This is a genomic window from Cryptosporangium aurantiacum, from assembly GCF_900143005.1.
Taxonomy (GTDB): domain Bacteria; phylum Actinomycetota; class Actinomycetes; order Mycobacteriales; family Cryptosporangiaceae; genus Cryptosporangium; species Cryptosporangium aurantiacum.
This window is the reverse complement of the sequence record NZ_FRCS01000004.1, coordinates 333,417-355,178: the sequence shown is the minus strand read 5'-3', so window position 1 is coordinate 355,178 and position 21,762 is coordinate 333,417. Positions and strand designations below refer to the sequence as shown.

Annotated in this window: 20 protein-coding genes; 13 read left to right on the top strand and 7 right to left on the bottom strand. The window is 69.7% G+C overall.

All coding sequences use genetic code 11. The annotated features are described in order from the left end of the window. Window positions 1-294: 294 nt before the first annotated feature. From BUB75_RS16035 to BUB75_RS16010, 6 genes are all read left to right on the top strand, one after another. Window positions 295-1,644: an ABC transporter substrate-binding protein gene (locus BUB75_RS16035; protein ID WP_073257886.1), complete on the top strand. Its 1,350-nt coding sequence runs from the start codon at window positions 295-297 to the stop codon at window positions 1,642-1,644. Window positions 1,645-1,848: 204 nt separating this feature from the next. Further along, entirely contained in the window at window positions 1,849-2,820 is a 972-nt protein-coding gene (locus BUB75_RS16030; RefSeq protein ID WP_073257884.1) for a carbohydrate ABC transporter permease, read from the top strand. Continuing rightward, complete coding sequence (locus BUB75_RS16025; protein WP_073257882.1) at window positions 2,817-3,770, top strand: carbohydrate ABC transporter permease; 954 nt, start codon at window positions 2,817-2,819, stop codon at window positions 3,768-3,770. The genes BUB75_RS16030 and BUB75_RS16025 overlap by 4 nt, the downstream gene beginning before the upstream one ends. Before the next feature lie 133 nt (window positions 3,771-3,903). Continuing rightward, the gene (gene ettA, locus BUB75_RS16020; RefSeq protein WP_073257881.1) at window positions 3,904-5,574 is read left to right on the top strand and encodes an energy-dependent translational throttle protein EttA; all 1,671 of its coding nucleotides are present in this window, start codon (window positions 3,904-3,906) and stop codon (window positions 5,572-5,574) included. A gap of 67 nt (window positions 5,575-5,641) precedes the next feature. Further along, on the top strand, window positions 5,642-6,034 hold the full coding sequence (locus BUB75_RS16015; protein WP_178379896.1) for an acyl-CoA thioesterase: 393 nt from the start codon (window positions 5,642-5,644) through the stop codon (window positions 6,032-6,034). Continuing rightward, a complete protein-coding gene (locus tag BUB75_RS16010) occupies window positions 6,031-6,639 on the top strand; it encodes a DUF8185 domain-containing protein (RefSeq protein ID WP_073257877.1) in 609 nt (202 codons plus the stop codon). The genes BUB75_RS16015 and BUB75_RS16010 overlap by 4 nt, the downstream gene beginning before the upstream one ends. A gap of 46 nt (window positions 6,640-6,685) precedes the next feature. On the opposite strand, the gene BUB75_RS16005 is transcribed toward BUB75_RS16010, so the two are convergent. The 3 genes from BUB75_RS16005 to BUB75_RS15995 form a co-directional block, all read right to left on the bottom strand. After that, window positions 6,686-8,245: a glycoside hydrolase family 13 protein gene (locus tag BUB75_RS16005; RefSeq protein WP_218617547.1), complete on the bottom strand. Its 1,560-nt coding sequence runs from the start codon at window positions 8,243-8,245 to the stop codon at window positions 6,686-6,688. A 93-nt stretch (window positions 8,246-8,338) separates the two neighbouring features. Further along, a complete protein-coding gene (locus BUB75_RS16000; protein WP_073257874.1) occupies window positions 8,339-8,761 on the bottom strand; it encodes a globin in 423 nt (140 codons plus the stop codon). Between the two features lie 42 nt (window positions 8,762-8,803). Continuing rightward, window positions 8,804-9,865 carry a mechanosensitive ion channel family protein gene (locus BUB75_RS15995; RefSeq protein WP_218617546.1) on the bottom strand — a complete coding sequence of 354 codons (1,062 nt, stop codon included), beginning with the start codon at window positions 9,863-9,865 and terminating at the stop codon, window positions 8,804-8,806. Between the two features lie 191 nt (window positions 9,866-10,056). On the opposite strand from BUB75_RS15995, the gene BUB75_RS48500 reads away from it, so the two are divergent. Continuing rightward, complete coding sequence (locus BUB75_RS48500; RefSeq protein ID WP_073257870.1) at window positions 10,057-10,575, top strand: HNH endonuclease; 519 nt, start codon at window positions 10,057-10,059, stop codon at window positions 10,573-10,575. Window positions 10,576-10,699: 124 nt separating this feature from the next. Further along, window positions 10,700-12,547: a protein kinase domain-containing protein gene (locus BUB75_RS15985; RefSeq protein WP_084741255.1), complete on the top strand. Its 1,848-nt coding sequence runs from the start codon at window positions 10,700-10,702 to the stop codon at window positions 12,545-12,547. Window positions 12,548-12,557: 10 nt separating this feature from the next. Here the strand turns inward: BUB75_RS15985 and BUB75_RS15980 are convergent, their stop codons facing one another. Both BUB75_RS15980 and kynU read right to left on the bottom strand, forming a co-directional pair. Continuing rightward, window positions 12,558-12,890 (bottom strand): cupin domain-containing protein, encoded by a 333-nt coding sequence (locus BUB75_RS15980; RefSeq protein WP_073257866.1) that lies wholly within the window; start codon window positions 12,888-12,890, stop codon window positions 12,558-12,560. Window positions 12,891-12,935: 45 nt separating this feature from the next. After that, window positions 12,936-14,180, bottom strand: coding sequence for a kynureninase (kynU, locus tag BUB75_RS15975; protein ID WP_073257864.1), 1,245 nt, complete (start codon window positions 14,178-14,180; stop codon window positions 12,936-12,938). A gap of 100 nt (window positions 14,181-14,280) precedes the next feature. On the opposite strand from kynU, the gene ctaJ reads away from it, so the two are divergent. Beyond that, window positions 14,281-14,598 (top strand): aa3-type cytochrome oxidase subunit CtaJ, encoded by a 318-nt coding sequence (ctaJ, locus tag BUB75_RS15970; protein WP_073257862.1) that lies wholly within the window; start codon window positions 14,281-14,283, stop codon window positions 14,596-14,598. A 25-nt stretch (window positions 14,599-14,623) separates the two neighbouring features. Further along, window positions 14,624-15,031, top strand: coding sequence for a DUF5130 family protein (locus tag BUB75_RS15965; protein ID WP_073258463.1), 408 nt, complete (start codon window positions 14,624-14,626; stop codon window positions 15,029-15,031). Between the two features lie 126 nt (window positions 15,032-15,157). Here the strand turns inward: BUB75_RS15965 and pepN are convergent, their stop codons facing one another. After that, window positions 15,158-17,701 (bottom strand): aminopeptidase N, encoded by a 2,544-nt coding sequence (gene pepN, locus BUB75_RS15960; protein WP_073257860.1) that lies wholly within the window; start codon window positions 17,699-17,701, stop codon window positions 15,158-15,160. 250 nt (window positions 17,702-17,951) lie between these two features. Between pepN and BUB75_RS15955 the strand changes: the two genes are divergently transcribed. Further along, window positions 17,952-18,584: a mycothiol-dependent nitroreductase Rv2466c family protein gene (locus tag BUB75_RS15955; RefSeq protein ID WP_073257859.1), complete on the top strand. Its 633-nt coding sequence runs from the start codon at window positions 17,952-17,954 to the stop codon at window positions 18,582-18,584. Between the two features lie 175 nt (window positions 18,585-18,759). On the opposite strand, the gene BUB75_RS15950 is transcribed toward BUB75_RS15955, so the two are convergent. After that, entirely contained in the window at window positions 18,760-19,404 is a 645-nt protein-coding gene (locus BUB75_RS15950) for a hypothetical protein (protein ID WP_073257858.1), read from the bottom strand. A gap of 163 nt (window positions 19,405-19,567) precedes the next feature. On the opposite strand from BUB75_RS15950, the gene BUB75_RS15945 reads away from it, so the two are divergent. Together BUB75_RS15945 and BUB75_RS15940 are read left to right on the top strand one after the other, a co-directional pair. Next, window positions 19,568-20,806, top strand: a complete 1,239-nt coding sequence (locus BUB75_RS15945; protein ID WP_073257856.1) for a DUF1015 family protein — start codon at window positions 19,568-19,570, stop codon at window positions 20,804-20,806. Further along, entirely contained in the window at window positions 20,803-21,756 is a 954-nt protein-coding gene (locus BUB75_RS15940) for an alpha/beta hydrolase (protein WP_073257854.1), read from the top strand. The genes BUB75_RS15945 and BUB75_RS15940 overlap by 4 nt, the downstream gene beginning before the upstream one ends. Window positions 21,757-21,762: the final 6 nt, after the last annotated feature.

The window sequence follows — 21,762 nt, the reverse complement described above, 5'->3', positions numbered from 1 at the left end:
ATTCGATTACGGTCCGTGCATACCTGGGGTGACGAATGGGCATATACCCCGTAAACAGAGGGCATTCCCTCTATCGATTCAGTTGGGTACCGACCGAACCTCCCGCGGGAGGCCCGGGGGGTTCGTCGCTTCCTGATCGTTACCTGTTTGATTCCCAAGCATGTTGCGCTGCGGTTAAGAAAGCGCTTTCATCGCTCTACCGCCCGGGGGAGTTCGAGGCGTAGCTCACACGGTGGCCGGTGGAGCGGCCGTCGTGGGACACGCCATCCCTCGTTAAGAAGGAGGTTACAGACGATGGTGTTTGGTGTGCCGCGCAAACGAGCTGTGACACAGCTCGTCGCGTCGGTGGGAGCGGTGCTCCTCCTCGCTAGCTGCAGCACCGGCGGCTCCGGGGCGGACAAGGACTCCGCCGAGTGTGAGCCCTACAAGAAGTGGGCGGTCGACAGCGACGCCACGGTGACGATCTACTCGTCGATCCGTGACGTCGAGGCCGACCGGCTCGAGGAGTCCTGGAAGCAGTTCGAGGACTGCACGGGCATCACCATCGAGCACGAGGGCTCCGGTGAGTTCGAGGCCCAGCTCAACGTCCGCGTTGACGGTGGCAACGCACCTGACCTGGCGTTCTTCCCGCAGCCTGGCTTCCTGGCCTCGCTCGCCAAGGAGGGCAAGGTCAAGCCCGCGCCGGCCGCGGTCAAGACCAGCGCCGACGCGAACTACTCCGCCGACTGGATCAAGTACGGCACGGTCGACGGCAAGTTCTACGCCGCACCGCTCGGCGCGAACGTGAAGTCGTTCGTCTGGTACTCGCCGAAGACGTTCAAGGAGAAGGGTTACACCGTCCCGCAGACGTGGGACGAGATGATCGCTCTCTCCGACAAGATCGCGGCCACCGGCGAGAAGCCGTGGTGTGCGGGTGTCGAGTCCGGTGACGCCACCGGCTGGCCGGCCACCGACTGGCTGGAGGACGTCCTGCTGCGCACCGGTACGCCGGAGCAGTACGACCAGTGGGTCAACCACCAGACGCCGTTCAACGCGCCGAACGTCGTCGCGGGTCTGGACAAGGTCGGCCAGGTCCTGAAGAACGCCAAGTACGTCAACGGTGGTTACGGCGACGTCAAGAGCATCGTGACCACGTCGTTCCAGGAGGGTGGCCTGCCCATCCTCGAGAACAAGTGCTCGATGCACCGTCAGGCCTCCTTCTACGGCAACCAGTGGCCGGAAGGCACGAAGGTCGCCGAGGACGGCGACGTCTTCGCGTTCTACCTGCCGGCGATCGACGCCGCGAAGGGCAAGCCGGTGCTGGGTGCCGGTGAGTTCGTCGGTGCCTTCGCCGACCGTCCCGAGGTGCAGTCGGTGCAGGAGTACCTCTCCACGCCGGACTGGGCCAACAGCCGCGCCAAGGTCGGTGAGGGTGGCTGGATCAGCGCGAACAAGGGTCTGGACAAGGCCAACCTGAAGAGCCCGATCGACGTCCTGTCGGTCGAGCTGCTGCAGGACCCGAAGACGGTGTTCCGCTTCGACGGTTCGGACCAGATGCCGGGTTCGGTCGGTGCCGGTTCGTTCTGGAAGGCGATGGTTGCCTGGCTGAACGGCGGCAGCACCAAGTCGGCGCTCGACACGGTCGAGAAGAGCTGGCCGAAGTGATCCACGGGGTCGGCTGACGCTGACCGGCCCGGGGGGTGAGAATTCACCTCCCGGGCGCCCGGCTGCCCGCGATCGGGTGGCCATTCAGCGGTGGCGCGGTCCGCGCTAGGACCGTGCCCCGAGAACCCTGAGCGGGTCGGATGCCCGGCGGTGTCCCACGATCTCGTGGGCCGCCGGGCATCCGGCATCGGAAGGAGTGGGGCCGTGGATTTCGTCGACTGGGGCCCGAAACTGTTCAACGCCCTACTGGCCGTCGCCGTCTTCGGCGGGGTAGTGGGGCTTCTGCTACTCGTCGTCGACCGAGCGCCGAAACGCGGGCACGACCGGTACCAGCTGGCAGTGTTCCTGCTGCCGGCCATTTTCATGTTGACCGTGGGACTGCTGATCCCGGCGGTCCGCACCACGATCCTGTCGTTCACCAACGCGGCCGGTGACTTCGTCGGGATCGACAACTACAAGTGGATGTTCACCGAGGACGAAGCTCGGGTCACGATCCGCAACACGATCATCTGGACCGTGCTGACGCCGATCCTGGCGACCGGCATCGGCCTGATCTACGCGATCCTGATCGACCGGGCGCGCACCGAGTCGATCTCCAAGACGCTGATGTTCATGCCGATGGCGATCTCGTTCGTCGGCGCGGGCATCATCTGGAAGTTCATGTACGCCTACCGGGGCGGCGACAACGACCAGATCGGTCTGGTCAACCAGATCATCGTCTGGTTCGGCGGCGAGCCCAAGAACCTGCTGCTGGATCCGCCGCTCAACACGTTCCTGCTGCTGTTCGTCATGGTCTGGATCCAGGCCGGGTTCGCGATGGTCGTGCTCTCAGCGGCGATCAAGGGCATCCCGGCGGACATCGTCGAGGCCGCGAAGATCGACGGGGCGAACCCCTGGAGCATGTTCTGGAACGTCACGCTGCCCTCGATCCGCGGTGCGGTGATCGTCGTGCTGTCGACGATCACGATCGCGGTGCTGAAGGTCTTCGACATCGTCCGCACGATGACCGCCGGTAACTTCGACACCAGCGTCATCGCGAACGAGATGTACACGCAGGCGTTCCGGTTCCGGGAGCCCGGCCGAGGCGCCGCGCTCGCGGTGCTTCTCTTCGTCCTGGTGATCCCGCTGGTGGCCTACCAGGTACGGGTTCTGCGGCAGCGGGAGGAGACCCGATGAGCACTGTTGCGGCCGCTTCCACTTCCCAGCCGGCGGCGGTGCCGGTCGCCGAGCCGATGGCCGGGCGGGTGAAGAAGCGTCTCACGTCCCGGACCGCGACGGTCATCTCGCTGTTGATCGCGGTGGTCTGGACGATCCCGACGTTCGGCCTGCTGCTCTCGTCGTTCCGGCCGGAGCGCGAGATCAAGACGACCGGCTGGTGGACCGCGTTCACCAATCCGTCGTTCACGCTGGAGAACTACGAGACCGTTCTGTTCGGGACGTCGTCCACCCAGCTGGCCAGCTACTTCATCAACTCGATCGTGATCGCCGTCCCGGCGACCATCTTCGCGCTGACGTTGGCGGCGCTGGCCGCGTACGCGCTGGCCTGGATCGATTTCAAAGGCCGGAACTGGGTCTTCATCGGGATCTTCGCCCTGCAGATCGTTCCGCTGCAGATGGCGCTGATCCCGCTGCTCCAGCTGTTCTCGAACGGCGCACACATCGGCAGCATCACGATCGTCCCGGACCTGAACCTGACCGGTTCGTTCGTGACCGTGTGGCTCGCCCACACCGCGTTCGGTCTGCCGCTCGGTGTGTTCCTGCTGCACAACTTCATCTCCGAGATCCCCAGGGAGATGGTGGAGGCGGCACGCGTGGACGGTGCCGGGCACGGCGCGATCTTCCGGAAGCTGATGCTTCCGCTGATCACGCCGGCGCTGGCGTCGTTCGGCATCTTCGAGTTCCTCTGGATCTGGAACGACCTGCTGGTCGCGCTCACGTTCACCGGAGGGACGAAGGACGTCGCGCCGCTGACCGTGCGGCTGGCGGAGATGGCGGGATCGCGAGGTGACCGGTGGGAACGTCTCACCGCCGGTGCGTTCGTCTCGCTGATCGTTCCGCTGATCGTGTTCCTGTCGTTGCAGAAGTACTTCGTCAGAGGTCTTCTGGCAGGCGGCCTGAAGGGTTAGCCGTTCCACCGCAGAGGCGCCGGGCCCCACCCCTTCGGGCCCGGCGCCTCTTTCTGGGGCGGCGATTTCGTAGCGCAGTGCAGACCTGGGAGGATGGAAGGAAGTACGCGATCTGCGGAGGAACGACCCCCTGATGGCCCAGTACATCTACACGATGCGCAAGGTTCGTAAGGCGCACGGCGACAAGGTGATCCTCGACGACGTCACGTTGTCGTTCCTGCCCGGCGCGAAGATCGGCGTCGTCGGCCCCAACGGCGCCGGCAAGTCGACGGTTTTGAAGATCATGGCCGGCCTGGAGCACGCGTCGAACGGTGACGCACTCCTCGCCCCGGAGGCCACGGTCGGCATCCTGCTCCAGGAGCCGCCACTCAACGAGGACCTCAACGTCCGGGAGAACGTCGAAGAGGGCGTCGCCGAGATCCGCGCGGTGCTCAAGCGCTACGACGCGGTGAACGAGGCGATGGCCGACCCGGACGCCGACTTCGACGCGCTGCTGGCCGAGCAGGCCGAGCTGATGGACAAGATCGAGGCGGCCAACGCCTGGGAGCTCGACAGCCAGATCGAGCAGGCGATGGACGCGCTGCGCTGCCCCCCGGGCGACGCCGACGTCCGGGTGCTCTCGGGTGGTGAGAAGCGCCGGGTCGCGCTGTGCAAGCTGCTGCTGCAGGCGCCCGATCTGCTGCTGCTCGACGAGCCCACCAACCACCTCGACGCCGAGAGCGTGCTCTGGCTCGAGCAGCACCTCTCCAAGTACGCCGGTGCCGTGCTCGCCGTCACACACGACCGGTACTTCCTCGACAACGTCGCCGAGTGGATTCTTGAGCTCGACCGCGGTCGCACCCATCCGTACGAAGGCAACTACTCCACCTACCTGGAGAAGAAGGCCGAGCGGATGAAGGTCGAGGGCCAGAAGGACGCCAAGCGCGCCAAGCGCCTGCGCGACGAGCTCGAGTGGGTCCGCTCGAACCCCAAGGCGCGGCAGGCCAAGAGCAAGTCCCGGCTGGCCCGGTACGAGGAGATGGCCGCCGAGGCCGACCGGCACCGCAAGCTCGACTTCGAGGAGATCCAGATCCCGCCGGGCCCGCGTCTGGGCCAGGTCGTGATCGAGGTCGAAAACCTCACCAAGGGCTTCGGCGACCGGGTGCTGATCGACAACCTGAGCTTCACGCTGCCGCGCAACGGCATCGTCGGCATCATCGGTCCGAACGGCGCCGGTAAGACGACGCTGTTCCGCACGCTGATGGGCGAAGAGAAGGCGGACAGCGGCTCGGTGAAGATCGGCGAGACTGTCCAGATCGCGTACGTCGACCAGGGCCGCGGCGGCATCGACCCGAAGAAGACGCTGTGGGAGGTCGTCTCCGACGGCCTGGACTACATCAACGTCGGCAAGGTCGAGATGCCCTCGCGCGCGTACGTCAGCGCGTTCGGTTTCAAGGGCCCCGACCAGCAGAAGCCGGCCGGCGTGCTGTCCGGTGGTGAGCGCAACCGGCTGAACCTCGCGCTCACGCTCAAGCAGGGCGGCAACCTGCTGCTCCTGGACGAGCCGACCAACGACCTCGACGTCGAGACGCTCTCGTCGCTGGAGAACGCGCTGCTCGAGTTCCCCGGGTGCGCGGTGGTCATCACCCACGACCGGTGGTTCCTCGACCGCGTCGCGACGCACATCCTCGCCTACGAGGGTGAGTCGCAGTGGTACTGGTTCGAGGGCAACTTCGAGTCGTACGAGAAGAACAAGGTCGACCGGCTCGGTGCCGAGGCCGCCCGGCCGCACCGGGTGACCTACCGGAAGCTCACGCGGGACTAGTCAGGAATGGTCTTCCGATTTCGGGTGGCCGGGCGGGGGGTGTAGCGGGACGGTGCCCAGGCACACCATGCGGTGCCAGGTTCGTTGGTCGGACATGGACGCGTTCGGGCACGTCAACAACGCCCGGTTCCTGACGCTGTTCGAGGAGGCCCGGACCGCGCTGATCCTCGACGGAGGTGAAGCGCTGTCCGGGCTGCTCGACGGGTGTGTGGTGACCCGGCACGAGATCGACTACCTGCGTCCGGTGACCTACCGGCGCGACCCGATCCGCGTCGACTGCTGGGTCACCGACGTCCGGCACGCGAGCTTCGGCGTCGGTTACGAGATGTTCGACCACGACGGCGAGCCCGCTGCGCGGGCGGTCAGCCGGTTGAGCCCGATCTCGCTGCCTGCCGGGCGTCCGCGGCGGTTACTGCCGAAGGAGCGTGAGTTCCTCGACGCGTGGCGGGCCGAGTCATGACCGACCCCGCGGTCTCCGTCGATCATCGGCGGGACATGGGCGTGTTCCTGGCCAGGGTGATCCGGCTGGACGCGGCCGCGCTGGTTCGCGTGCGGCCGGCCGGTCCGGCGCGGTTGACGCTCTGGGCCCAGCTGCCGTTCGACGTGCTGGCCGCGCGGTCGGTGGCCGGTTCCTGGCCGGACGACGTGACGGTCGCCGCCGCTGATCTGCTGGAAACCGTGTCCGGCGCCGCGACGCTGGTACTGCCCCGCCGGCGAGACACGGACTGGCGGGGGTCGCTACCGCCCGAACGCGGCTGGCAACCGCTCGACTCGGTGCCCGCCGACGTCGTCCGCGATCTGATCACCGCAGGTCAGCAGGCTTTCCGGACCATCGGCAGCCGCGCCGCGGGCGAGTCGCTGCTCGACCACGAGACGCTGCGGGTCCGGGGCGACACCGCGGGTGCGCCGGAGATCGCGGTGCCGTTCCGCCTGCTGCTCGGGCTGGCCCGGATGGCGTTCCTGGGTGACGGTCCGGTGGCGGTGGCGGTGTCCGGCCCCTGGCTCCGCCTCGCAGCGACGCACGGCGTCGTCTACCGCCGCCGCAGCACCGCCCTCTTGGTGTGAAGGGCCTACCGACGCCGTACGGCGTCGGTAGGCCCTCCCAACCCGATCAGACCAGCCAGGCCGCGGCGTCGCCGGGGAGCTTGCCGTCGACCAGCGGAACGCTGGTCAGCAGCAGCTCGCGGTGCGGCGGCAGCGCCACCGGGTGGTTGGTGAAGTTCACCAGGCACACCAGCCCGCCCTCACGCTGGAACGCGAGGCAACCTTCCGGCGCCTCCACCCACGAGAGGTCGCCGGCGAACGCCTCGTGCGACTTCCGCAGCGCGATCGCGTCCTTGTAGAGCGAGTGCGTGGAGCCCTCGACGCCGACCTGCGACTCCGCGGCGATCGGCGACCAGCCGGGAGGCTGCGGCAGCCAGGTGTCCACCGGCTCGGGCGAGAACCCGTACGGCGGCTCGCCGGGCGTCCACGGCATCGGGATCCGGCACGCGTCCCGGCCCCGGACCGTGTGCCCGGACCGCTCCCACGTCGGGTCCTGCAGCACCTCGTCGGGCAGCTCGACGTTCGGCATGCCCAGCTCATCGCCGTAGTAGACGTACACGACGCCGGGCAGCGCGAACGTCAGCATCGCGGCCGCGCGGGCGCGCCGGTCGCCGACCAGGCCCTCGCCGAACCGGGAGACGTGGCGCACGATGTCGTGGTTCGACCAGACCCAGCACGGCGGTGCCGGCGTCCCACGCACGGTCTCGCGCGAGTCGTCGATCGCCTGGCGCAGTTCGTCGGCGCGCCAGCGGGACTGCACGATGACGAAGTTGAACGCCAGATGCAGCTCGTCGGCCCGCAGGTAGAGCTTGAGACGCTCGACGTCCTGCACCCAGATCTCACCGACGGCCATCGCGTCCGGGTACTCGTCGAGCACCTTGCGGATCCGCCGGTGGATCTCGTGGACGCCGTCGAAGTCGAAGCGCGGGTGGCCGTCGCCGACCAGCGTCTCCTTGACCTCCGGCATGTCCGGCAGGCCCGGCGGCTTCGCCAGCCCGTGGGCGACGTCGATCCGGAAGCCGTCGGCGCCGCGGTCGAGCCAGAACCGGAGCGTCCGCTCCAGGTCGGCCATGACCTCGGGGTTCTCCCAGTTCAGGTCGGGCTGCTCCGGCGCGAACAGGTGCAGGTACCACTGGCCGGGCTTGCCGTCGGACTCGACGACGCGGTGCCAGGCCGGTCCGCCGAACACCGACGTCCAGTTGTTCGGCGGCTCGCTGCCGTCCGGGCCCCGGCCGTCGCGGAAGATGTACCGCTCGCGCTCCTGGCTGCCCGGCGCGGACGCCAGCGCGGCCTGGAACCATTCGTGCTGGTCGGAGCTGTGGTTCGGGACCAGGTCGACGGTCACCTTGATGCCCAGCGCGTGGGCGTCGGCCACCATCTCGTCGAAGTCCTGCAGCGTGCCGAACACCGGGTCGACGTCGCGCGGGTCGGCCACGTCGTATCCGTGGTCGGCCATCGGGGAGCGGTAGAACGGGTTCAACCAGAGGGCGTCGATGCCGAGGTCGGCCAGGTACGGCAGCCGGGATCGGATGCCGGCGAGGTCACCGACGCCGTCGCCGTTCGAATCGGCGAAGCTTCGCACATAGACCTGGTAGAACACGGCATCGCGCCACCACGTACCAGCCAAGATGTACCCCCGGGGTTCCGGAATCGGTTCAGAGACCCACCATGCTGCCAGATGTTCATCGGCGCGAACAGCGAAACCTGCTGTTAACGGGTCTCAGATCTGAGGAGCGCGGCCCTGCTGCAGGTCCTCGACGTGGTTCACCATGAAGTCGGCGGCACGGACGAAGTAGTCCCACATCGCGGCGTCGTACTCCGCGGGCAGCGCGATCTCGTCCATCGCGTCGCGCATCCGCCGCAGCCAGGCGTCCCGTTCGACGATGCCGACCCGGAACGGGGCGTGACGCATCCGCAGGCGCGGGTGGCCGCGCTGCTCGGAGTAGGTGCGCGGACCGCCCCAGTACTGCTGCAGGAACAGCCGGAACCGCTCCTCGGCCGGGCCGAGGTCCTCCTCCGGGTAGAGCGGCCGGAGCACCTGGTCCTCGGCGACGCCGCGGTAGAACGCGGCCACCAGCCGGCGGAACGTCTCGCCCCCACCGACCGCCTCATAGAAGTCCACCGAAGGCTGAGGAGCGGTCATGGTCCCAATCCTGCCAGGGCCGCGGAGGTACCGCCCGTGCGGCTACGCGGGCGGTGCCGGGGCCGGGGTCGGGGTGATGCCGGAGACGATGCCCGCGGCATCGAGGTCAGCGCTGATGCGGGCGCGCAGTTCGCGGGCCACCCGCCACTGCGACGCGGTCGTCGTCCGCACCGTGACCCGCAGCATCATGCCGGTGGCCGTCATCTGCTCGACCCCCAGCACCTCCGGCGGCGCGAGCAGGTCGTCCTTGAAGTCGTCCTCCTCGGTCAACCGCGCCGCGGACTCGGTCAGCACCTCGTGTGCCTTCTCCAGGTCGGTGCCGAACGGCATCGGGACGTCGATGACGACCTGCGCCCAGCCCTGGCTCTTGTTCCCGACCCGCAGGATCTCGCCGTTGCGGATGTACCAGACCACGCCGCGCACGTCCCGGACCGTCGTCACCCGCAACCCGATGTTCTCCACGGTGCCGCCGGCCTCACCCAGATCGACGATGTCCCCGACGCCGTACTGGTCCTCCAGGATCATGAAGATCCCGGACAGGTAGTCACGCACCAGCGACTGCGTGCCGAAACCGAGCGCGACACCGGCGATACCGGCGCTGGCCACCAGCGGCGCCAGGTTGATGTTGAACAGCCCTAGGATCGTCGACCCGGCGACGACGAAGATGATGATCGAGGTGACGCTGCGCAGTACCGAGCCGAGCGTGCTGGCCCGCTGCGCCCTCCGCTCGGTCATCAGGCCGCTGGCCAGCAGCGCGGACGACGCCTTTTCCCGGAACGGCCGGAGGATCTTCGGCTTTTTCTTCTTGTCCCCGTCGGCCGGCTTGTCGTCGGTCTCTCCGTTGCCGACCGACGTGAGGCCGTTGATGAAACGGTGCAGCACCCAGCGGACGAGCATCGCCGCGATGATGATCAGCAGCACCTGGATCGGCTTCGCGAGCAGCCACTCGACCGCGTTCGCGAGCCAGCGGCTCTCGGTCTCGGTCCACACCCATTCGCAGACCGATCCCTCCTTCGCGGCACACTTCGGTGCCACGTCGTCGCGGAGGAAGCTGGGCCACTCCTCGAACCAGGAAGGGACAGCGGTGGGGAGACGGAGACTCACCCGTCCTTGGTACCGCACCCGCCTGGGTAGCAGGCGGACGCCCTCCCGGTTGCGCTTCGATCCCCTCGGACGGACCGGGACGAACCGCTCCGCCGACGCGTGTGTGACGAAGTCGGGACCCGAGCACCTCCCGGATCATGCGTGCAGAACTCCGTCTGGTAAGCGATCATTGCCGCAGCGGAGGTGATCCGATGCCCGGTACGGCCGTATCGCTGGTACTCAACGCCACGTACGAACCATTGTGTGTGGTACCAGTGCGGCGTGCTGCCGTGCTCGTGCTCACCGACAAGGCCGTCCCCGTTACCGAGGGGGACGGCCTTCTTCGTAGTACGACTACCGTTGTCATCGCGCCGGCCGTGGTACGGCTCACCCGATTCGTGAAGGTTCCGTTTCGGGGTCAGGTGTCGCTGACCCGCCGTGCCGTGTTCGCCCGCGACAGCGGCCGCTGTGCGTACTGCGCCTCGCCGGCCACCACGATCGACCACGTGATCCCGCGCAGCCGGGGCGGGCGGCACGTCTGGGAGAACGTCGTCGCCGCGTGCACGCGCTGCAACCACGTGAAGGCCGACCGCTCGCTCGCGGAGATCGGGTGGCGTCTCCGCCGTCGTCCCCAGGCCCCGACCGGCGTGGCCTGGCGTGTCCTCGGCCACCGCACGCCCGACCCCCTCTGGCTCGACTGGCTAGGCATGCCCCAAGAAGCCGCCAGCTGAGAGGGCAGCGCTCGACAAGCTCAGGGTTTCCCCTGAGCTTGAGACCTGACGGGTCGTTGTGACCCCCCTCGGTGGGAGGGCCCGGGTACCGTGAGGTGAACCTGGCGACCTAGAGGACGGCGAAATGACGAGTGTGGGAGCGGACGCCGTCGACCTGGTCTGTGGACCGGACGGACCGCTTCCGGAAGGCCGCCAACGCTATCGGCTGACCGGCCGATTGGGCTCCGGCGGCCAGGCCGACGTGTTCCGCGGCGTCCGGCTGTCCAACAACATCCGCTCGGCCCCGGTCACCGTGAAGGTCTTCCGCGCCGACCACCGTCGTCCGGTGCTCGACCAGATGCGGTCCTGGGACAAGGGCGACGCGGTCCTGATGGACCTCAACACGCGCGACGTCTCCGGCATCTGCCTGCGTGTCGACGGGTTCTACGGCGCGCCGCCGGTGCGTCCGGACGCGACCTCCGTGCTCGGCGCCGACACCGACCGCCGGATCCCGTACCAGGTACTGGACTACCTGCCAGGTCACACGCTGCTCCAGCATGTCGCGAAGCAGGCGAGCGGCGAGACCGTTCCGCGGCTCAACGGCGCCACCGTCCTCACCGGGCTGGCCCGCACCATCGCGTTGCTGCACCACCCGGCCGAGCGCGGCGAGAGCGCCGTCCTGCACATGGACGTGAAGCCCGCGAACGTGCTCGTCCTGCCCAGCGGCGAGATCCGGCTCATCGACTTCACCGCGGCCCGCTACCACGACCCGCAGCACATCACGACGATCGCGCACACCCCGGAGTCCGCGGGCCCGGAAGCGTTCACCGGCGTCGTCGGCCCCTCGTACGACGTGCACGGCTTCGGGGCGGTGGCCTACCACCTGGTGACCGGCTGGCTGCCCCGTGCGGACCGTGCGACCTCCCACTACGACGGTGCGCTGGTCGCGCCCGGCGCACTCCGCCGCCACCCACTGCTGGACGCCAATCCGGCGCTGGCCGCCCACCTGCTGGCGCCGCTCGACGACAACCCGGCGAACCGCCCGCTCAGCTCCGAGCTCGTGGGCTGGGTCACCACGCTGGCCCGGCTCGCCGCCGGGGTGCCGTCTGCGAGCATGCACGTCGACTGGGTCGCCGCCGGCGTGCCGCTCGACCGCACCCGGGTCGCGACGCCGACCAGGGTCGAGCGGATCCCTCCGGCCGCGCCGGTGGCCCGCGCCTCGGTGTCGGCCGCCAAGGGCACCGCTCAGGTCGGTGCGGCTGCGGCCGCGGTGTCCTCGGGCCCGCCGGCACCGCCGTCCCCGGCCGGGGCGAAGCGTCCGGCCGTGCCGAACCCGACCGCGCCGCTGCCCGAGTACCGGGTCGGCGGAGAGAACTGGGCCGGGGGAGACAACCGGGCCGGGGGAGAGAACGCACCCCAGTCCGGGCCGCCGGCGTCGTCGGGGCCGAAGATCCGCAGCGGCGTGGCGAAGGTCGGCCCGCGCCAGTCGCGGCCGGACGAGGGCGACGACCGGTACGGCTACCCACCGCAGGCGCCCAGCGCACCACCGCAGCAGCAGGGCCGCGACCCGTACGGCGGCCACGGTCCGCAGGGTGGCGCCCAGGCGCCTGCCCAGTCCGGCCCGCTCCGCCGCCAGGGCAAGCGCTACACGACGTTCGCGGTGGTGATCGCGGCGGCGTCCTGGCTGCTCTGGCTCGCCACGGTGGCGATCATCAGCGGCGCCGACACCGGCGAGCCGCTCACCGCGCTGGGGCTCGTCGTCGCCGGAGCGTTCGGTGTGTGGTGGCTGGTGCGGCTCGGTGGTCACCTGATCCGGTCGACGCTCGACCGGGGCTCCCGCCGCAGCACGCTGGTCCAGAACCTGGCGACCGGCACGTTCATCCTGCTCTGCGCGACCGTGTTCCTCACCAGGGCGACCGGCAACTTCTCCGACGTCGGCGAGATGATCAGCCAGTGGTGGTCGGACCTCTGGGACAGCATCTGGCCCTTCTGACGGGCTCCCGCTAGAGAGACACCGTGTAGACCTTCCGCAGCGTCTCGTGCACCACCCAGCGCGTCCGGTCGCCGGCGTGCAGCACGACGACGTCGCCCGGCCCGACGTCGTAGGTCGGGCCGTCCTCCAGGTGGATCGTCGCGCGGCCGTGGATCACCGTGAACACCTCGTCGGCCTCGGTGTCGGTCACCTCGCCGGGCGTGATCTGCCAGATGCCGACGGCCGCTCCCGGTGATCGCCACAGCTCCCGCTGGGAGACGACCGGCTCACCGGCGACGATCTGGGCGGGGTCCAGCGGGGAGGGGTCGAGCGACAGCGCGGCTACGGCAGCAGGTGGGTTCACGCTCCGACGCTAAACACCTGGTCAAGCCCGTTGACGTAAGAGTGGTCAGGTGACCCGGCCCGGCGTCGCGTCGAACGTCAGGTGCTCCTCCGCGGCGACCAGGTCACGCAAGCGCGACAGCCCGGTCCACACATCCTCGAAACTCGTCGTCAGCGGCGAGAAGCCCAGCCGCAGCCGATCCGGCGTCCGGTAGTCGGGGACGACGTCCCGAGCGATCAGCGCCTGGCAGATCCGCCACCCGTCCGGGTGGTACAGGCTTACGTGTCCGCCCCGCCGAGCGGCGTCCCGCGGTGACGCCAGGCGGAACCCGAGCGGCGTCAGCCACGCGTCGGACAGGTCGACGGCGTACGACGTCAGCGCCACACCCTTGGCTCGGATCGCGTCGATACCGGCCTCCACGACCGGCCGGATTCCCTCCTCCACCGCGTAGAGCCCGAGCACCGGCGGCGTGCCGACCGCGAACCGCTCGATGCCGGCCACCGGCTGGTACGTCGAGCCCATCGCGAACTGGTCCTGCTGCCCGAACCAACCCCAGATCGGCTGCCGCAGCGTCGCCTGCAACTCGCGCCGGACGTACAGGAACGCGGGCGCGCCGGGGCCGCCGTTGAGGTACTTGTACGTGCACCCGACCGCGAGGTCCGCGCCGCTCTCGGTCAGCGGCACCGGGACGCTCCCCGCGGCGTGCGAGAGGTCCCAGAGGACCAGCGCGCCGACCGCGTGGGCGGCTTCGGTGATCGTCGACATGTCGGCGAGCGCGCCGGAGCGGTAGGCGACGTGCGACAGGCAGAGCAGCGCGACGTCGTCGTCCAGCGCCGCCCGCAGCGCGTCGACGTCGATCCCGGCGTCGATGTCGGTGTGCAGCACCCGGAGCTCGAGGTTCCGCGCCGCCGCCAAGCCCTGCAGAACGTACAGATCGGTGGGGAAGTTGTCGTCGTCGAGGACGATCACGCGGCGATCCGGCCGGGCGTCCAGCGCCGCTGCGGCGAGCTTGTAGAGGTTCACGGTCGTGGAATCGCCGACCAGCACCTCACCGGGCCGCGCGGAGACGACGCCGGCGCCGATCCGGTCGCCGATCTCGCGCGCCAGGTCGATCCAGTGCGACCACGAGCGGATCAGGCCGCGGCCCCACTCTTCGGTGATCGCGGTGGCGACGCGGTCCGCCGTGGCGCGGGGGAGGCGCCCGAGCGAATTACCGTCGAGATAGATCAAATCGGGATCGGAGCGGACGAAATCGGCCTGGAACCGGGCCAGCGGATCCGCAGCGTCCAGGATGGTCGGCGAGGTGAGCACGCCTCATAGTGACTCGGGCCCTCAGCGCAGGTGGGGAGCGCCTCCGCTACCGTAAGCGGCGTCCACACGTCCGCTCGCTCTAAGAGAGTGAGAGCTCCCGATGTCCGTGCTGGAGACCACACTCGTCTTCGTCATCATCCCCCTGGCGGTGGCGGGCGTCCTCGCGCTGTTGACGCTCGGTGCCGGCGGAGGCAACCGCACCCCGCGTTACCGGCCGGGGATGCCGTTCGAGTTCACCCCCGTGTGGTTCCTCGCGGCCCCGCCGACCAGCCTTTCCGCCGATGGTCAGCACCCGGCCCTGGAAGGAACCTCGGCGCGCGGTGTGCTGCATGCCGGTTCGACGCCAGAGGCAGGTTCCGGCCACGCCGTGACCGTCCCCAACTCCGGCCCGAAGGGAGGCGCTCGTGGCACCTGGTGACTCCCCGGAGATCCCGGCCTCGCAGCTGTCGGCCAACCAGCTCACCTCGATCGCGAACGGTGCGGCCGCGGCCGGGCCGTTCAGCTCCCGGCAGCTCTTTCGGATCGACGAGGCACTCACCGCCGCTGACCGGGAGACCGGGCTGACGTTCAGCGTCTACGTGGGTGCGCTCGACGAGCCGCTGCGGGAGAGCGCCGAGGCGCTGCTGGACACGCTGCCCGCGCCGGAGAGCTCGGTGCTGCTCGCGGTGTCGCCGAACCAGCGGGTGCTGGAGATCGTCACCGGACGCCAGGCCGCGAAGCGCATCCCCGACCGGGCGTGCGAGCTCGCGGGCATGTCGATGCGCGCCGCGTTCCAGGGCGGCGACCTGGCCGGCGGCATCGTCACCGGCCTACGGATGCTGGCGGACCGGGCGGGAACCCCGCACCGCTGAGCCCTGCACACCCCCAGCGACCGGAGGGTGGGTCAGCAACCACCTACGGAGCGGCGGGACGTCGGGGCGCGAAGCCGACGAAGGCCGGTCGCGGAAGCGACCGGCCTTCGCCATGCAGGCGTAGATCTAAGAACTGGCGGAGGCGTCGCAGCGGCGAGCGTTCAACGCGCGGACCAGGCGGTCCTTGCCCTCCACCACGAGCCGGCGGAGCGCCGGCGGGTGATCCGCAGACGCGAGCCACGCGTCGGTTCGCTCGACGGTCTCCGGCGACACCGCCCACGCCGGGTACAGCAGCACCGCGACGTTCTGCGCGACCTCGCTGGTGCGGCGAGCCCACACGTCGGCGACCGTATCGAAGAACTTTTGCGTGTACGGCTCCAGCAGCGCGGCCTGATTCGGGTGCCCGAAGCCCCGGATCACGGCGAGCCCGACTTGGTTGGGGATCGTGTCGTCCTCGGTCGCGAGGTGCCACGCCTTGGCCTTGGCCTCGGCGGTCGGCACCAGCGCCCGCGCCGTCGCGGCTTCCTTGCTGCCCTGGTCGGTGGGGTCACGCTCGAACTCGGCGGCGATCTCCGCCTCGCCCGCTGCGCCCATGCCTGCCAGCGCCTGCAGCAGGTCCCAGCGCAGCTCGGTGTCGACGTCGAGCCCGTTCACCTGCTCGGTGCCGTCGAGCAGGGCACGCAGGAACGCCAGGTGCGCCTCGCTGCGGGCGGTGCCCGCGAACGTGCGTGCCCAGACCAGCTGAACGTCGCTGCCCGGCTCAGCGGAGCGCAGGCGCTCCAGCGCGGCGTCGGCCACCAGCTCGTACCCGGAAGGGGCCCAGGCCGGGTCGGCGTACGACGCGAGCGCCGCCCGCGCCTGCCGCAGCTGGGTCTCGACCACGCTGATCGTGGACTCGGCCGCCAGCCCGTTGAGCACCAGCCGGACGTAGTCGCGGGTGGGCAGCTCGGCGTCGCGGCACATGTCCCAGGCCGTGGCCCAGAGCAGCGACCGCGGCAACGACTCGGTGAACCCGCCGATGTGGTCGACGACCGTCGCCAGCGACCGCTCGTCGAGGCGGATCTTCGCGTACGTGAGGTCGTCGTCGTTGAGCAGCACGACCGCGGGCGGCTGCTCGCCGATCAGCTCGTCGACCTCGGTGCGCGGGCCGTGGATGTCGGTCTCGACCCGGCGGCGGCGGATCAGCTTGCCGGTCGACTCCGACAGGTCGTACAGGCCGATCGCGATCCGGTGCGACCGCAGCGTGCCGTGGTCCGGCGGGGCCTCCTGGGTCACCGCGAACGAGGCGTACGTGCCGTCCGGTGCGAGCGTGAAGTCGGGCCGGAGCGTGTTGACGCCCGCGGTCTCCAGCCACTGCGCCGACCAGTTCGACAGGTCGCGGCCGCTGGCCTCGGTGAGCGCGGTCAGCAGGTCGGCGAGCGTGGTGTTGCCGAACGCGTGCGCCTTGAAGTACGACCGCAGGCCGGCGACGAAGTCGTCCTCACCGACGTAGGCCACGAGCTGCTTGAGGACGCTGGCGCCCTTGGCGTACGTGATGCCGTCGAAGTTGACCTCGACGGCCTGCATGTCGGGGATGTCGCAGGCGATCGGGTGGGTGGAGGACAGCTGGTCCTGCCGGTAGCCCCAGCCCTTGCGATCGGTGCAGAACGCCGCCCACGAGTCGGTGAAGCGCGTGCCACCCGCCGCGGCCCAGTGCGCTGCCCACTCGGCGAACGACTCGTTCAGCCAGAGGTCGTCCCACCAGCGCATCGTCACGAGATCGCCGAACCACATGTGGGCCATCTCGTGCAGGATCGTGTTGGCCCGGTTCTCCCGGACGTAGTCGGTGACCTTGCCGCGGAAGATGTAGCTCTCGGTGATCGTGACGCAGCCGGCGTTCTCCATCGCGCCCGCGTTGAACTCCGGGACGATGAGCTGGTCGTACTTGCCGAACGGGTACCGCACCCCGAAGTGCTCGTGGAAGAAGTCGAACCCCTGCTTGGTGATCTCGAAGATCTCGTCGGGGTCGAGGAACCCTTTCAGCGACTGGCGGCAGTACAGGCCGAGCGGGATGTCGTCGTGCAGGTCGGTGACCTTGTAGTACGGGCCGGCGACCAGCGCGGTGATGTACGTGGAGATCCGGGGGGTGGGGGCGAACCGCACCTGGGTTCCGGAGCGCTCCGCGATGCTGTTGGAGACGACCTCCCAGTGCTCCGGGGCCGTCACGTCGAGCGTGAACGTCGCCTTGAGGTCGGGCTGGTCGAAGCAGGCGTAGACGCGCTTGGCGTCCCCGGTCTCGAACTGGGAGTACAGGTACACCTCGTTGTCGACCGGGTCGACGAACCGGTGCAGGCCCTCGCCGGTGTTCATGTAGCGGCAGTCCGCGTCGACGACGAGGACGTTGTCTTTTTCCAGGCCGGTGAGGATCAGGCCCTGTTGTGGGTCGTAGCCGCTCACGTCCAGCGTGGTGCCGTTCAGCATCGCTGACCGGACGTTCGCCGCGATCAGGTCGATGAACGTGCTCGCACCGGCCGTCTTGGCGCTGAACTTGACCTCGGTGACCGACCGGAACGTGTCGGTGCCCGGCTTACCCGCGCCATCGGTCAGGTCGAGCGTGATGTGGTACGACGCGACGTCGAGAAGATCTCCGCGTTCCCTGGCTTCGCCGAGGGTGAGATTGGTACCGGCCAACTGTCGGGTACTCCTTCGCCGCTCCGATTTTCGCGGAGGATCGAGCCTCCGCTGGCTTGTTCGAGCCGTGCCGACCAGTCTCCCACGCGGGACAGCCGCGGACGATGTGCTGCCGGGGCCACAGCCGCCCCCGCGGTCTACGCGTGTTTACGCAGGTCTCACCAGGCCCAATCGGACATTACTCGGGTCGGGAATGCGCGGGCGGGGCGCCTTGCTGCCACGAACGAGCGCATTTCTCTGGGAGGTACTGATGAGCGAGCAGAAGACGCCGGTCGGTTTCTGGTTCGACCCGCTGTGCCCGTGGGCATGGATGACGTCTCGGTGGGTGCTGGAGGCGGCGAAGGTACGTCCGCTGGACGTGAAGTTCCACGTGATGAGCCTGGCGGTGCTCAACGAGGGGCGGGAAGAGCTGCCGGAGCAGTACCACGAGATGATGAAGAAGGCGTGGGGGCCGGTTCGGGTCGTCATCGCCGCTGAGCAGGCGCACGGCAACGAGGTCGTGCTGCCGCTGTACACCGCGCTCGGAAACCGGATCCACCTGCAGAAGGTCGAGCTCGACGACCCGTCGCTGCTGGTCGACGCGCTGCGTGAGGTGGGGCTGCCGGAGTCGCTTGCCGAGGCGGCGACGTCGACCGAGTACGACAAGGCGCTGCGGGAGAGCCACCACGCGGGCATGGACCCGGTCGGCATGGACGTCGGTACGCCGGTGATCCACGTGCCGGGGCCGGAGGGGGAGACCGTCGCGTTCTTCGGTCCGGTCGTGACGCCCGCCCCGAAGGGCGAGGCCGCGGCGCGCCTCTGGGACGGCGCCGTGCTCGTGGCGTCGACGCCAGGCTTCTACGAGCTCAAGCGCACCCGCACGCAAGGCCCGATCTTCGACTAGGTGGGCGGCCCGCTGAGAGCGACGGATGACAGGCGAGCGAGCCTCCTTATGACGGCACCCTCATGTCACGGCGTCGGCTCGCTCGACTGTCCCCGACGCTCTCAGCGGGCTCCAGGTCGCAAGCAACTGCAACGCGCCTGGCGGCGCTCGACGAGCAACCGCGCATGGCGGACGCTCAGCGGACGCCGAGGCGCTTGAGTTCTAGGGCGGCCAGGGCTTCGACGGCCTCGGTGTGGCCGGACCGCCACGCCTCGCCGGGGTCGACCTCGAGGCGCCGAGCGACTCGGATCACCTCGGTCAGCGGCTGGTGTGCCAGCGCCCGCAGCGCGAAGAACGACGCGTCCGCGCCGCCGCGCACCAACCGCCGGGCCGCGGTGGCCTCGCGGACCCACCGCGACCGCCGCAGCACCCACCAGAGCACGACGATCAGCGGAACCGCAGCCGCGAGGAGCCCCAGGACCGTCGCCGTCCGTTCGATCGTGTCGTGCAGCGACTGACCGGCCTCGGCGACCTGCTGACCGGCCCCGGCGGCCCGATCGAACGGCTCCTTCAGGTCGTCGCCGACCCCGGGGATGCGCCCGACCTGCCTGCCCGCGCTCGACAACCCACCGCTGAACCCGTTGCCGGCCGACGCCAGCTGCTCGCCGGGCGCGGCGAGCTTCGAGACTTGTTCGTCCACCCAGCCCTGCAGCCGGACCGCCCACCACACCAGCCCGACCGCGATCAAGTCGCCGATGATCTGCCGGAGGCCCTGCCCGGTGCGGGCGGAGTAGAGCACTGGTGCCGTCCGCGGTGCGACCGACGTCGTCCTGCCACCCATCGGGATCCTCCCCAGGTTGCGCCATGGATGTGTCGGGGTAAGCCATAGCGCACGATCCCCCGCGCACGGCGCGCCCATGCCAATCGAGGAGGAGTTGCCCGTGCGCACGACGCGCCGCCCCCGCGACCCAGTCCCTGCTGACCAGCGCGGTAGCGTGGGGGCAATGAGTGCACTACAGCCCATACCGGTCGGATGGGCGTCGACCGGAGAAACTGGCGCACAGAACTACGACGAGTTCGCCGACGACGCCGAGATCACGGCGTTGGTGGCCGCCAACCCCGATTCGATGCTCGGGGTGGAGATGCCGCACCGCACTCCGGAGGCGGTCGCCGCCGGGCTCGACTTCGCCGCCGCGCTGCCCGCCGCGTCCGCGCGGCTGGCGAGCCTCGTCGACACCGGAAAGCTTGCGGCGTTCACCGACGCGATCGCCGTCTACCGGATCGGTGACCGCTTCCTCGGGATGTTCTGCCTCGTCGACACCGCGGAGATCGCCGCCGGGCCGGGTGCCCCGGGTCGGGTGATCCGCAACGAGGAGGTCTTCGCGGCGAAGGTCGCCGAGCGGACCGCGCTGATCCAGACGCTGGCCACCCTCACCAGCCCGGTGCTGCTGGTCCAGGCCGACGGCGACGCGCTGCACGAAGCGCTCGCGGACGTCGTCGCGGAATCGGGGGAACCGGATGCGACCGACGTCGATCAGCACGGGTTGACGCACGCGATCTGGCTGGTCGGGCCGGGCCCGGACCGCGACCGTCTGCTGGCGGCCGCCGATACCGGGGAGCTGGTCGTCGCCGACGGGAACCACCGCAGCCTGGCCGCGCAGCAGGCCGGCCTGACCCGCTTCCTGGCGGTCGTGGCACCGGCCGGGTCGGTGAGCATCCAGCCCTATCAGCGGCTGCTCCGGCAGCTGCCGATGCCGGTGCCGGAGATCCTGGACGGGTTGCGGGCTTCGGGCGCTGGTGTGCGGTCGGTGGACGGACGCCCGGCCACACCGCCGCGCGGCACCGTTGTGCTCTACGCCGACGGACAGACGTACGAGGTGACGCTCCCGCCGGCCGCCGGCAGCGCCGTCGACCGGCTCGACCACACGGTCGTCGAGCAACTGCTGATCCGGCACGTTCTGGGCCTCACGCCCGACCACCCCGCGATCTCGTACATCGGTGGTGACTACCCGGCCGGCTGGCTCGCCGCCGAGGTGGACGCCGACCGTGCCGCGCTGGCCGTCCTGCTCGCACCGGTGACCGTCGAGGACTTCGTCGAGGTCAACCTGGACCGCGCCACGATGCCGCGGAAGAGCACATGGTTCACCCCGAAGGCGCGGACCGGCCTCGTCCTGGCGGACGTGCACGAGGACCTGGGCGCGATCTCTACACCCGATGTTCAACCGGAGGCGTTGTCGCGATGAACCTGCACCCACAAGCTGTTGCAGACCTCGCCAGCGAAACCATCCCGCCGGGCCCGGCGCCGGAGCCCACCCTCGCGGACATCGCCGCAGCACGCGCGGCCGAGAACGACAACGCGCCCGCGCTCGGCGGCCCGCCGGCACCGGTGCCGATCGTCGTGGACCTGGAGGCCGACGGGGTGCCGATCCGGCTCTACAACCCGCGCGGCGGACGCGGTACGCCGGTCATGTTCTACCTGCACGGCGGCGGCTGGGTCGGGGACAGCCTGATCACGCACGACGCGGCCTGCCGCAGGCTGGCTCACCGGTCGCACTGCGCGGTGGTGGCGATCGACTACCGGCTCGCGCCGGAGTACCCGTGGCCGGCTCAGGTCGAGGACTCCGTGCACGCGCTGGCCTGGGTCCGCGACCACGCCGACGAGCTGGGGCTGGACGTCACCCGGACCGCGGTGGTCGGCGACTCCGCCGGTGGGACGCTGGCCGCGATCCTCGCCCGCCGGGCCCGCGACGCCCACGCCGGATTCGACTTCCAGGCGCTGATCTACCCGCCGGTCGAGCCGTTCGCCGAGCCGCCGGTGGGGCCCGACCCGCAGACCGGGATCGAGCACGGGCTCTCGGTCGCCGAGATGAACTGGGCGTGGAACACCTGGCTGGCCGGCGCCGACCCGGACAACGAGGACATCTCCCCGGCCCGGATCAAGGATCTGGCCGGGTTGCCGCCGACGCTCATCATCACCGCGGAGTTCGACGTGCTGCGGGAGGGCGCCGAGGCCTACGGGGAGGCGCTCGCGGCCGCAGGCGTCCCGGTCGTCACCACCCGGTACCTGGGGGTGCCGCACGGCTTCTTCCGGCGCCTAGGGGTCTACGACGCGGCCCGCACGGCCGTGGACCAGGTGGCGATCGCGGTCAAGGACGTGCTCGACCCGATCGCGTTCCCGGTCTCGCTCTCCTGAGAGGAT